The 12,094-nt window shown below is 29.4% G+C and carries 11 protein-coding genes and 1 pseudogene; 5 read left to right on the top strand and 7 right to left on the bottom strand.

The features are described from left to right. The first annotated feature begins 246 nt into the window (after nt 1–246). The 5 genes and pseudogenes from A5880_RS09490 to A5880_RS09470 all read left to right on the top strand — a co-directional run. Nucleotides 247–1,392 (top strand): glycosyltransferase, encoded by a 1,146-nt coding sequence (locus A5880_RS09490; RefSeq protein WP_336577065.1) that lies wholly within the window; start codon nt 247–249, stop codon nt 1,390–1,392. Continuing rightward, nucleotides 1,382–3,454, top strand: a complete 2,073-nt coding sequence (locus A5880_RS09485; protein ID WP_336577064.1) for an ATP-binding cassette domain-containing protein — start codon at nt 1,382–1,384, stop codon at nt 3,452–3,454. The genes A5880_RS09490 and A5880_RS09485 overlap by 11 nt, the downstream gene beginning before the upstream one ends. Before the next feature lie 11 nt (nt 3,455–3,465). After that, entirely contained in the window at nt 3,466–3,888 is a 423-nt protein-coding gene (locus tag A5880_RS09480; protein WP_336577063.1) for a thioredoxin family protein, read from the top strand. Next, nucleotides 3,875–4,411, top strand: a complete 537-nt coding sequence (locus A5880_RS09475; protein ID WP_336577062.1) for a DUF6568 family protein — start codon at nt 3,875–3,877, stop codon at nt 4,409–4,411. Before A5880_RS09480 ends, A5880_RS09475 begins: the two co-directional genes overlap by 14 nt. A 69-nt stretch (nt 4,412–4,480) precedes the next feature. Next, nucleotides 4,481–5,020: pseudogene (locus A5880_RS09470) on the top strand (GMP synthase (glutamine-hydrolyzing)); the annotation flags it as partial. A gap of 369 nt (nt 5,021–5,389) precedes the next feature. Here A5880_RS09470 and A5880_RS09465 read toward each other — a convergent pair. The 7 genes from A5880_RS09465 to A5880_RS09435 form a co-directional block, all read right to left on the bottom strand. Beyond that, entirely contained in the window at nt 5,390–6,538 is a 1,149-nt protein-coding gene (locus A5880_RS09465) for a DGQHR domain-containing protein (protein WP_086330723.1), read from the bottom strand. A 14-nt stretch (nt 6,539–6,552) separates the two neighbouring features. Next, nucleotides 6,553–7,044: a hypothetical protein gene (locus tag A5880_RS09460; protein ID WP_086330722.1), complete on the bottom strand. Its 492-nt coding sequence runs from the start codon at nt 7,042–7,044 to the stop codon at nt 6,553–6,555. A gap of 676 nt (nt 7,045–7,720) precedes the next feature. Continuing rightward, nucleotides 7,721–8,824, bottom strand: a complete 1,104-nt coding sequence (locus A5880_RS09455) for a DUF3800 domain-containing protein (protein WP_143353645.1) — start codon at nt 8,822–8,824, stop codon at nt 7,721–7,723. A 28-nt stretch (nt 8,825–8,852) separates the two neighbouring features. Further along, on the bottom strand, nt 8,853–9,575 hold the full coding sequence (locus A5880_RS09450; RefSeq protein WP_336577061.1) for a TatD family hydrolase: 723 nt from the start codon (nt 9,573–9,575) through the stop codon (nt 8,853–8,855). 1 nt (nt 9,576) lies between these two features. After that, complete coding sequence (locus A5880_RS09445; RefSeq protein WP_086330719.1) at nt 9,577–10,779, bottom strand: adenine nucleotide alpha hydrolase family protein; 1,203 nt, start codon at nt 10,777–10,779, stop codon at nt 9,577–9,579. Next, nucleotides 10,779–11,399 carry a hypothetical protein gene (locus A5880_RS09440; protein ID WP_086330718.1) on the bottom strand — a complete coding sequence of 207 codons (621 nt, stop codon included), beginning with the start codon at nt 11,397–11,399 and terminating at the stop codon, nt 10,779–10,781. Before A5880_RS09440 ends, A5880_RS09445 begins: the two co-directional genes overlap by 1 nt. A gap of 437 nt (nt 11,400–11,836) precedes the next feature. Further along, complete coding sequence (locus A5880_RS09435; RefSeq protein WP_086330717.1) at nt 11,837–12,079, bottom strand: helix-turn-helix domain-containing protein; 243 nt, start codon at nt 12,077–12,079, stop codon at nt 11,837–11,839. Nucleotides 12,080–12,094: the final 15 nt, after the last annotated feature.

The following is a 12,094-nucleotide window of genomic DNA, read 5'->3' as shown; positions in this document are numbered from 1 at the left end:
AAACTAAGAATGGTGGAGCTAGTGGGTGGTGCGCACTTTATGCAGCACAATTACCCGTTGCAGCAGCACTATGCTCTATGGGAAACAAATGCGGTTGCAGCGACTACCAAAATATGTCTTCTTACCTGTCAAGATATTGTCGCTAATTAATTTAACAAAAAAGACAAACAGTGAGTTTTTTTGACTCACTGTTTGTATATGTATGTAAATCTCTATACTATTTTTTTAAGATTAGGGGGAAAAATATTGATTTCACCTTCAATTTCTATTGGAATAATGTGTAAAAATGAAGAAAAAACTATTTCAAGATGTTTAGAAGCTATACAAAGACAAATAAATGATATAGATGAAGTTATCGTTGTTGACACTGGTTCAACAGATCAAACTATAAATATAATAAAAAAAAACTTTCCTAAAATAGGACTTTATTATAAACAATGGGATGATAATTTTTCAGAAATTCGTAACTTTATTATTACTTTATCAAAAAAAGATTGGATATTTTTTATAGATTCGGATGAAATAATACAGCCATCAGGACTTATAAATATTAGAAATAATATTTTAAAAATAGAAAAGGTATCTAATGACGCTATTGTATTTTGTCCTAAAGTATTAAATACAAATGATAGTATTGTTTATAACACAGGAAGAATAATTAAAAATAATGGCCTATATAAATTTTTCGGTTATGTTCACGAATACCCTATTTATAAAAATAATTTAAACGCAGACAATCTTACAACCGTAATTCTTGAAGATGTCGTAATGATACACGATGGTTACGAAGATAATACAATGACAGAAAAAAATAAATCTAAGAGAAACACAATTCTAAATGAGAAAATGTTGACAGAGTTCCCTGATAATGATAGATATTATTATTTTTATTGTAGAGATGCAAAACCTCTACTAAGTCAGGAAGAATATGAGCTTTCCCTATCAAGTTTTTTTGATATTTATCCTACAAGTAGATTTACAAACGAAGCTTACTTAGATTTAATCAGCTGTTTAATCGAACAAGGAAAAACTCAAAAAGCAGAAATTTATATAAAAAAATATTGGGAAGAATTTAATACCAAAGAGACTTTTTCAAAATCTGGTTTAGTTTATTTAACAGTACTTAATGAGATCCAAAAAATAATGGATACTCAAAAAGAACTACTTGAAGTGATGATTAATACGAAAAAAAATATTCAACACGATTCTTATAGAACAGTTGAAAATGGATATAATTTTGAAGATATAATTGGCTTCTTATATTGGTCCTTAGGGGACATTCCATCTGCCATACTGATTAAAGAGGAGTTAAATACAACAGGGTACAAAGGAATGCTTAACGAGTTATTTCAATTATTAAATTGGAACGATGGTGATAAAAATGAAATTTAGGATAACACCTCAAAGCGGAGAAGAAGATTGCGGTGCAGCATGTGTAAGCATGTTATTAAGCAATTATTTTAAAAAAGTAGTATCTCTATGTGAAATCAGGCCTATCATAAAAAATACTCAAGCTGGTACAACTTTCGGGGACTTAAAAACAGGCTTAACAAAATTTGGAGTTAAATCAACTATTTTCAAAGTAGAAAAAAATAGACTAGCATTTAGCGAAATGAGTGTACCTTTAATAACTCAAGTGGAAAAGAAAGATAAATCTTTTCATTTCATATTACTAACTAGAATTACTGATAGATATATATATTACGCTGATCCTGAATTATCAAAAATACAAAAAAAGCACATTAATGTTTTTATGCAGGACTGGATCCCCTACATCATTCAAGTTGATCTGGAAGCATCTAAACTAGATATAGATTTAGTAGAAAATTTCGAAAAACTAAATTACAAAAATCTTTTCATGTACGTTAAAGGAAGAGTAGCAATTATAATCTTTTTATCTTTACTTAGTTATATACTTGGACTTTTTATAGCTTCTATGTATACTACGTATTTTGATATAGTTATACCTAATGCTCTCCTTGGTTTCATATTTTCCACAATGGTAGTTTATCTTATTGCAGCCATTTTTAAATTTATAATGAATTTTTTAGTGACTATAACGACAAACTCACTCAATAAAACATTAGATACCGTTTTAAGTAACGAATTCTTTCAGTCATTATTTAGGAAATCAACATCAGCACTTGAATATTTTGGAATTGGTGAAACTATTGCTACTTTATCCAATATAGTTACAATAAGACAAAGATTTTTCACAATGATTGTTTCAATACCATTAAACCTTTTTCTAATTCTTAGTAGTTTTGTTATTTTAGCAAGAATAAATTTATATCTATCATTACTTTTGATATCTCTCATGATTGTATTTTGTTTAATTGTTCTCTATTCAAACGATAAATATCAAATGTTCAGCAAAAAATTAATTCACTCAAACAAGCAATTTAACGATAATATAATTGATACTTTTTCAAATACTGGAATGATAAAACAGTATCAACAAGAAGCATACTTCGTCGAAAAAGGTAGAGAAAAATTACTTAAAAATATTTCCGCAAGAAATTCTTTACTTAATTTTGATGCAAAACTCGAAGGTATTAAAACGCTTGTCTTAGATGCATTTAATGTAATTTTATTTTCCTTAGGTTCCTATTTAATAATCAAAGGAACTTTCATCACGGGTACATTACTAATGTATAATTCAATAATTGGCTTCACAATCAATCCCATCTTGGCTCTCATAAACCTCCAATCGTTGTTAACTCAAGGAAAAGTAGCCAAAGAATTATTATTTAACTTGTTAAGTAGTGATCTTAACTTATTTGGCTCAAAACCGTTTCCATGTACAGATTCCAAGAATAAAATAGTAGTAAATAATTTGGGATTTGCATTTGACAGTAGAAGTCCTCTTTTAAAAGATATTAACTTGAACATTGAAGATAATACTTCTATAGCATTAACAGGCGCTAACGGTTCCGGAAAGACAACATTTGGAAAATTGATAGCAAGACTTTATTTACCAGACGAAGGAGAAATTAAAATAAATAACACCAATATCAACCTTATTAATGAAAGCGATTTAATAAGCAAGATAATTTTTGTTGATAGTGAAGAAAAAATAATATCAGGAAACATAATTGAGAATATCAACTTAGGACGGAATATTAATAGTAAAAAATTAGAAATAATATCAAAGAAAATTGGTTTAAGTAACTTCATAGAAAATCTTCAACAAGGATATAACACACCTATAGGTCATGGCGGAGTGAATTTAAGCTTAGGCCAGAAACAACTTATAAAAATTGCTAGAGCTACTATTGAAGAAAAAAAAATTTATATATTTGATGAAATAACAAATGGATTAGATAAGGAGCACAAACCAAAGCTTATAAATTATTTAGTCCAGTTATCAGGTATTAAAATTTTTATTACCCATGATCCAGAACTTATACAGTATTGTCATACAGAGATAAATATGGATACATTTAAAAAGTAAAGGAGAAACTAATGAAAAAAAAAATTTTGTTTTCAATTTTCATTGCGCTGGGAATTACAGGACTTTATTTTTCTTTTAGCAATATTACAAAACAAACTCAAAAAAACTATAACATGGTTACCTATAAAGAGATCCTTTCAAAAGCTAAACAAAAGGCTGACTTTATCCTTTTTGTAAAAAAAGATGGCTGTATACACTGTGAAAATGTTGAACCTCTTGTCAACAAACTGGCAAAAGAAAAAAAGCTCCAGGTACTATCAATAACTTCAAATAAAGAAAAACAACAAGAAAAACTGATTAATAATTTGAAAATTTCTCTTTATCCAACTATTATTTTTTTTAAGAAAGGAATTGAAGAAACAAGAATAGTTGGTGAGTTTGATGAACAAGAACTAACAGAAAAGATTGGAGAACTTAAATATGAATCCTCATAAAGAAAAACAAAAGACGACGATGCTCATATTATGTCTAGGTTTGTTCATTGTACTTATATTAGCTGGAGTAACTATCTTATCTGAAAAAAATAAAGTGAAGCAAGTTAATGAGTCTCTAAAGATAGAACAGACAAATATTGAAATTTATCAAGATGTCGTTTCATTTCCCCTAGAAACTTTTGAATATAAATTCTCAAAAGGAGATTTGATGTTAGTCTATATGGGGAATTTTGAGTGCTCTGATTGTTCTACTTTTTCCCCAGTTTTCAAAGAAAAATTCAAAAAACATAATCTAAAGAACAAACTAATTTATGTTGAGTGTAGTTATTTACGGTCTAACAAAAGTGAATGGTTAAAATTCAAAGAAAAGTATAGCTTTAAACAAACACCTTCTTTTATTATTTATAAAAATTCAAGTATTTTGTCTAGTATAGAATGGGACGACGTCAACGGTCTTAATGAAGAAACTTTTGATAATTGGCTATTAGAAAATAAGAAAATCATTGATACCATTTCATTGTAATGATTTGCACCAAAATTCTTTTTTGTTCATAATGAAACTATAGATTAAACCAATAATTTACCCTTCATTACACAAAAACGATTTCATGATGTGAGCGGATTGCCGGAAGATATGCAATTTGAATTGATTGAACCATTGAATACTTTATTTAAAGATGAAGTTCATGCTTTAGGAATCGAATTAGGCATGCCTGAAGCGCTAGTTTGGCGTCAACTGGTCCCTGGTCCTGGTTTAGGGATTCGTGTGCTTGGTGAAATTACTGAAGATAAATTAGAAATCGTGCGTAACTCTGATGCGATTTTACGTGAAGAGATCGCTAATGCTGGTTTAGATCGTGATATTTGGCAGTACTTTACTGTGTTACCTGGCATCCGTAGTGTGGGTGTGATGGGTGATGGTCGTACGTATGATTATACTGTTGGAATTCGTGCTGTGACTTCGATTGATGGGATGACGGCTGATTTTGCTAGAATTCCTTGGGATGTTTTGCAAAAGATTTCTGTGAGGATCGTGAATGAAGTGGATCATGTGAATAATGAAGTGGATCATGTGAATCGGATTGTTTATGATGTTACGAGTAAGCCACCTGCTACTGTTGAGTGGGAATAAAGAGCCAACATAATATGAATGGGGAATGCCGATAAATCAACGTTTTTCAACTTATGAAATGCTTGATTTTCATTGAAAATGATATGGTTCCCTACCATTTTCCCTACCAAAAACCCCTGTCAGGATAACGCTTGACAGGGGTTAATTTTTTGTGATCTTACTTTTTCTTAAGACCTCGTTTGATTAAAAAAACTTTGACAGCAATGTATGTAGCACAATTTATGTACTATTAAATTTATCAAATAATTTTTAAATCATTGGAAGTCAATAGTGTGAATTTTTAAGCAAAAATATGCAAGTCGGAGCGCTACTAATAGTATTACTTAATTTAGCTCTAAAAAATATACTTTTATCTGATAAAAAAACTAATCAATCAAAGAAATCCTCCTTTAATTCTGAATCGGGAAATATCCATTTTGCAAACTCATCATACAACTTTTTTGATGATTGTAAACCACTAGAAGAATAATTTTTAGCATTAATTTTACCATCAAGATTATTCAAGGGACTCATCATATTTTCAAAATATTTTAAACTTAAATCACCTTCAGAGATTCCTTTTACATATAATTTTTTGAATACAGACATTAAAGCATAGTATCCAGTAGTTTTTTGCAAAATACTTTCTTTATTTTTTTCTTCCCATTCTTTAGGAAATATTAATTTACAAGCATCAAAAAAATTATTTAATATTTTATAAACTGATGCTGAGTCTCCTTTTACATAGAACTCCCAAAATATATATTTCTCTTTAGTATAGTTAATATCTATTAATTTGGGTCTATTATTACTCTCAATAATTTTTTCGCGCACAATGTAATAGTCATCGTCATTATAAATAAAGTCAAGGATTGGCTCATAAAATGATTTCAGACTTATTACTCCATTTTTAGAATACATATCTTTTTTTCCAACAATCTTTATCTTCTGATTCCAAACAGATTTCCGATCAACACCGAATGAAATTGCTATTTTCGCTGCAAATTTTCTTGGTGTATTGTACTTTCCTGTTGACTCTTGGTATATAGTAACCGATGGATTTATTTTTGTTTGCTCTGAGTTTATACGTGTAAAAATTTCTTGTTGCTGATCTATTCTCAAATTTGTATAAATTGAAACTGGGACATCAATATTTAAATTTGCTTCCTTCAATCCTTCTAACCGGTGTTGACCATCAATAATAGAAAATGTGTTCTCATCTTTTATAAATTCAATATAGTTCTTCTCATTCTCTTCGTAGGATTTAATAAAATAGTTCATATTCAAATTGAGAATGATCGAATTCGGAAATGTGGCATCAGGTTGTGAAAGATATTTTACGATTTTCTTTACCTTTTTCTGATTGAGCTCTCTTTGAACACCGTCGTACAATAACCCATCTATCTCGTCCTCCGCAATTCTCATGATATCGGCTTTAGAGAGGCTATATAACTCATCGGATTTCATTGTAGTTGTATAAAAGTTACCAATTGGTTGTCCCAATGGAAATACTAATAATTTTCTTTTATTAAAATTCATTATTATAACCCTTTCTATAGTTTTATGTTCTTCCCTGAAACGTTAACTTCTGTTGTTTTTTCACTCTTCATCCTAAGTGTCTCAGCATTTTCTTTTAATTCCGCCAACATTTCTTCCTCATTAATTTCCTTTTTATGGATTTCTACTTCGGAAAAAAATTGATAAACAAAGTTTATTATGCAGAGTACAATTGCTAATAATAGCAAAAAGGTATTGTATTTGAATGAAAATTCCTCAAAAAAGTCCAAAATCAGAATAGGGCTAAAAATAATTGTTATCAGAAATGGTAAAGGCTTCGCTTTTAGCTCACCCGTCTTATCAATTCTGAAAGATAATCCACCTATGTTAGAAATAGAACTTGTAATTGCAGCAAAAAGAATTGCAGTAGGATCGAACTCCCTATTTCTTGGTATAATCAATAAAAATACTAAATACATTATCAATGGTAAATAGCTAAGTACAAAATTAAAAAAAATCCTTTTTAAAATCAGCTTATTTATTTTCATCAGGTGTCTCCTTCGAATACTATCACCTCAAATATAGCTCAAAAATTATATCAATATTTCACTTAATATATTCTCAACTATATAAAGATTTAAATTCTATCAAAATATTCTTGTATTTCAATTTAATTCTTCATACATACATCCTGTTAAATAAACTGGCTCACAAACACAATCGATCGATTACTTGTCCTAGAACAGTATTAACCCACTCAACAAAGGTTCGGACAGCCAAGATAATATCGTTTATATTTAACAGGATGTATATAGATTAGAAAAACTGGCTTAGAGCTAAACATTTTAAAAAATCAAAAAAGTATTGAATATAAAAAATAATTTTATAGATTAGGACAATATATGTAAAATATTACGTGACTACACTGAATGTTATTCAAATACCCATTGGTAAAATTTTCTATCGTAAATTATCTAAAAAAGATGTAGAATGGAGTAATGTCAACTCAAAAAATGTTTCACAAAGCGAATTATGAAATACCTGAAAGTACTGACATGAAGCCGTTCTTTAGGTTTTGGGGACTGACTAGCTTTATGCGCTTTTTTCAAGCCTTGTTCATATTTCAAAATTCCATTGAATTTTAATAAATTTAAAATCAATGGTGTCAACTTTTTAAACAAACATATACGAGCTGAAATAAGTACTACATATATTTTCTATATATCAAAAATTATATTCCATAAAATAGTTTATTTTCTCTTCAAATTGATTGCTACCAGAACCATGTTTGAAACCAAAACTTTCTAAAAGCGAATTGTACATTAAGCTCTGAAACTGAATCGTGGTTTGCTTTTGCGCAATTGTCAAATTTGAGAATAATTCTTTTAACTCAAAAATAGAGTGACTTTCTAAAAATGCCATCCACATTCTTAGAACCCCTATAATTAAATCTGATAATTGAACAAATATTGAATTTTCTGATTTAACAAATTCGTATGAAACTTTTTTCCCGAATACTTCAATTGTATCCTTATCCAAACTTTTTTGTATTTCTAATTCCTCATCGAACACATGAAAAGAATTATAAAAAGTAAGAATTGAATTTCTATAAATATCTGCGTAATTTTCAATCATAACCCTATCTTTATTACCTTCTAGGAATATCAGAATGTCCTTTCTATGGCTGTTCATACTTTGTCTTAGATATTCAATATTAAAATCATATCCATCGGGATTTATTCTCTCGAACCATTTCAACATCTCGTCAATAAATTGATTATGATCTTTCACATTAGGATAGTCAAAGTAGATCATCAACTGAATAAACCAATCTTTATCCTTAGCAATACAGTCATATAAAGTACTTTTCAGCTCTCTATTAAACTCGAAACCTCCAAAAGAAGATTTTTCAAGAGAATCTATAATATCAACTATGCTATAATAAAAATTATCTCTATAAGAATAATGAACCCAACATTTATTATCATACAACCACTCAATAAAATCTTTAGTACGTTTTTTAGAAATCAATTCCAAAAAGACTTTAGCTTTCTGCTGAATATGCTTAAATTTTATTTCCGTAGAGTTCTGCTGAACTCTCAATTTTTCCACGAGACTCTCTAAACTCTCCTTGCTTGGACGTTTTCCTTTCTCAAATGCGAGCCCTCCTAATAGAAAATATGCTTTCTCATTAAAATTAAACCCTTCATCTGTTAAACGAAAAATACGTGAGTTATTAGTTTCATCATAGTAAAGTTCATATTCCTTGTCCATTTTTGGAACATTATGAAGTTCTGAAATAGCTTTGACAAGCCCAGTATAGTCCACAATGATCACTCCTTCCCAAATTCTAATCTCATTTAATTCGATCAATATCCTTCTGAAATAACAATCTTTTAAAATTAGAAAAAACTATCTTCTCAAAATCTGGGATTACCTCCTCAAAGTCTTCATAAATCTCTTTTAAGTCTCGTGGATAAACAATCTTTTTATCTTTTCTTGCAAATGGACCATCAGTTTCAAACAATAGTTGAGACTTGGGAATAATTCGAATAATTTCCATCCCACTTTTTGAAGTGAGCATTTTATGATTCACAGAAAAAAAATACCCCGATGCTGCAATATCTTTCAATGTTTTTTTTCCACCAGTATACCAATGAAAAATTGCATTTTTCACATTATTTTTTTTTAATATCTCAAGAACTTCTGCTTCTGCTTTTCTAGAATGAATTGAGTAAATATTACCTTTGTTATAATTAGGACTAGTTATTTTTTCAAATATTTCAACTTGCGCTTTTTTGAATTGTTGATTTGATCCAGAAAAATCAAGTCCTACTTCTCCAATATATCTAGTATACTTCAATCCTTTTTCAAACTCATTTTTATCAAAAGTGTATTCTCCCACCATGTCTGGATGAAATCCTAATGCCATCCGGACATATTTATAGTTTTCATACTCATATCGAGTTTTTAAGAATATTTCTGGCAAGTAGGTGACAAAAATAGCATATATTTTCAAATTTTCGTATTGATTAGCTAACTCTAATGGTTTTGAATAAAAATCAATGTGAACATGCAAATCAACGTATCCCATATTTATCAATAAACCTTTCGTATTCCGAGACAAATTTATCAAACATTATTTTTTGCTTTTGCAAGTAATTTTCATCCTCATGAAATTTCGGTTTGTTATTAGATATTTCACCAAAGATTTCATCTTTTTTAATAGCTTCAACATATGCTTCAAAATATCCCAAATTATTAATGTAATCCGTCAAATAATTCTTTGGTGCAGAAATAGCATCTTTATACCCAACGAAATACTCTGTATCATAGGACTCATTGTCATGCGATGCCAAAGATATTTTTCTCAATATGCATGGGATACAAGTACCACATTGCCCTTTGTGATTATAATCTCTTCCAGCTCGGCTTTTTCCACAAGTAAATGTATTTTTTATTTGTGATTTAAATTCAAAATTCATATTGGCAATAGTTTCACCTTTCGTTTGATACTCAAACTTATTTAAAATTCTAATATCATAGCCAAGCGACATAAGGAGTTCATTATAAAGAAATATCGTCTTAGGATGAGTAGTTTTGGTAGTATATCTTCCTAATTCTGGATTAAGAGATAATATCCCATTTTCATACATTCTAATCTCTTTTGTAGCATTGGATATTGCTCTAGATATAGCTAAAGAAAGATACAATAAAGATCGCGTAGACTGAAAATAGAATGTTTTTGGCTTTTGATATTTATTCCTAATATCAATCTCACTTCCACCAGCAGAAAAAATTTGGCTGTAAAAAGATTGCAATTGAATTTGATGTGTTCTCTCTTCTGATTTATTGACATATCCTACATAATCACTTGAAATATTATTTGAGAAATTATAGTAAGCTCCTGCAAGAGAATCTAATCCTCCTGAAAAAAGTGTGATACACTGCTTTTGAGAACTAGGAATTTCTAACAGAAAAGTATCAAATATTTCTTCGTTTTTTTCAAAAAAAACACTGAATGAATCCCCTGATACCCAATTAAGCAATTCAACTAATTTTCCATTAGATTTATTCCATTTCTCAACATCATATACTTTTGCTGTTACAGATACCTTCCTAGAATTTTTATTATTTGCGTTCCCACCTGTAGATATATCTCCATCGAATGCCGCAAGCATTACATTGACAATATCACAAGCTTTACAACGCTCATCTTCGCTCATATAAGGATAATCTGTGGCTTCGTTTATAAAATTTCGAAAATAGAGATTTGTGTCCATTAAAAACCACCAAAGTTTTTAAGCTTGTTAGCAATCTGCTCATTTATTGTAGCTAAAGTTATTTTTCCTTCAACCAATTTAGAAATATTTTCTCTCACATCGTCCTCAAATAGTTTATCAGCAAGAGGTTTAATGAATTCTTTTCTAATTTGCAGAATAGTTATCCCCTCATCCAAACTTTCTAAAGCTCCTTGCATTGTGTTTGCTAAGGATAAAAACACAATTTGGTATAACAATTTTTCTACAAAATAGGTTTCATCTCTTTCCTCTTTGACAGTCTCCCCTAAAGAGATTCGTAACGCTTTCAATAAGACATCAGACATTTCACTATCGCTATCGTCTTCAACTAATTCCATCACTTCATTTACCCATTGTTCTCTTTTAAAAAGATCATTTGCTATTTCTTCGTACTCATCTTCGTCTAATTCATAAATTTTTGAAAGTTTCCCACCTACAACGCCGACAATGCTCTGATAAGCTTGTTCAGAAACTTCTTTATCAATAAAATTACTTTTCATTGTACTTGTTATTTCTGGAATACTTAATTTAGCCTCATCAATGGTCTTTCCTTCAAGAATCATTTTAATAGATTTATCAATTCTTGCTTTATTTGTTCCCATAAAATCGCTCCATTCTTGTATTTAGATAGATTAATTTATAAGTTTTTACTCAACAAAGAAAATATTATTTTTATCTGATTGAATTATACGGATTTTTATAACCTTAGAGAGAGTTTGCTTTGCAATAAACATGTTTCATTTATTTTTTACCATCCATCAACCGCGTAAACAAAAATCAAATAACTAGCAAAAACCTATAATTCTTTGCCTATGCTCAGATATATCTTGTCTAGTTCTATTTGGTACATCACCTTCTAAAACGTTCTTTAGTCCAAATATCACTATTCCATGCATTTAACTTATTTTTACATCCTTATTGTACTCTCACAAAATAAATAAATTGACAATTATTTCTTCTTAATTATAACACAAAATTATTTTTTAGTTCAAAATAACAAAAATACGATTCATAAAGATCGTAGCTTCACTGAGCATAATTATTCATCATCAAACATAGTATTATTCATCTCTGGAAAATCCAATAGTTCAGAAACCGTCATATCAAGCCCTGTAGCTAATTTATGCAATGTTTTTAACTTAGGGTTTTTGGTTTTCCCTTTCATAATATTATCTACAGTAGACTGCGTTATACCTGATAATGTTGCAAGTTTATTGATAGATATATTTTTTTCAGCGCATAAATTTTTAAGCCGTAATCTAATTACATCAGAATAAGTCATAGCTTTCCTCCATTA

The organism is Enterococcus sp. 4G2_DIV0659, assembly GCF_002140715.2.
Taxonomy (GTDB): Bacteria; Bacillota; Bacilli; order Lactobacillales; family Enterococcaceae; genus Enterococcus_L; species Enterococcus_L mansonii.
Note: the sequence above shows the minus strand (reverse complement) of the source record. Positions and strands in the feature narration are given on the sequence as shown.

What these genes read in the sequence shown, in the direction of transcription:
- A5880_RS09485 (WP_336577064.1), top strand. Translation starts at nt 1,382, where the DNA reads ATGAAATTTAGGATAACACCTCAAAGCGGAGAAGAAGATTGCGGTGCA.
- A5880_RS09480 (WP_336577063.1), top strand. Translation starts at nt 3,466, where the DNA reads ATGAAAAAAAAAATTTTGTTTTCAATTTTCATTGCGCTGGGAATTACA.
- A5880_RS09475 (WP_336577062.1), top strand. Translation starts at nt 3,875, where the DNA reads ATGAATCCTCATAAAGAAAAACAAAAGACGACGATGCTCATATTATGT.
- A5880_RS09465 (WP_086330723.1), bottom strand. Translation starts at nt 6,538, where the DNA reads ATGAATTTTAATAAAAGAAAATTATTAGTATTTCCATTGGGACAACCA.
- A5880_RS09460 (WP_086330722.1), bottom strand. Translation starts at nt 7,044, where the DNA reads ATGAAAATAAATAAGCTGATTTTAAAAAGGATTTTTTTTAATTTTGTA.
- A5880_RS09445 (WP_086330719.1), bottom strand. Translation starts at nt 10,779, where the DNA reads ATGGACACAAATCTCTATTTTCGAAATTTTATAAACGAAGCCACAGAT.
- A5880_RS09440 (WP_086330718.1), bottom strand. Translation starts at nt 11,399, where the DNA reads ATGGGAACAAATAAAGCAAGAATTGATAAATCTATTAAAATGATTCTT.
- A5880_RS09435 (WP_086330717.1), bottom strand. Translation starts at nt 12,079, where the DNA reads ATGACTTATTCTGATGTAATTAGATTACGGCTTAAAAATTTATGCGCT.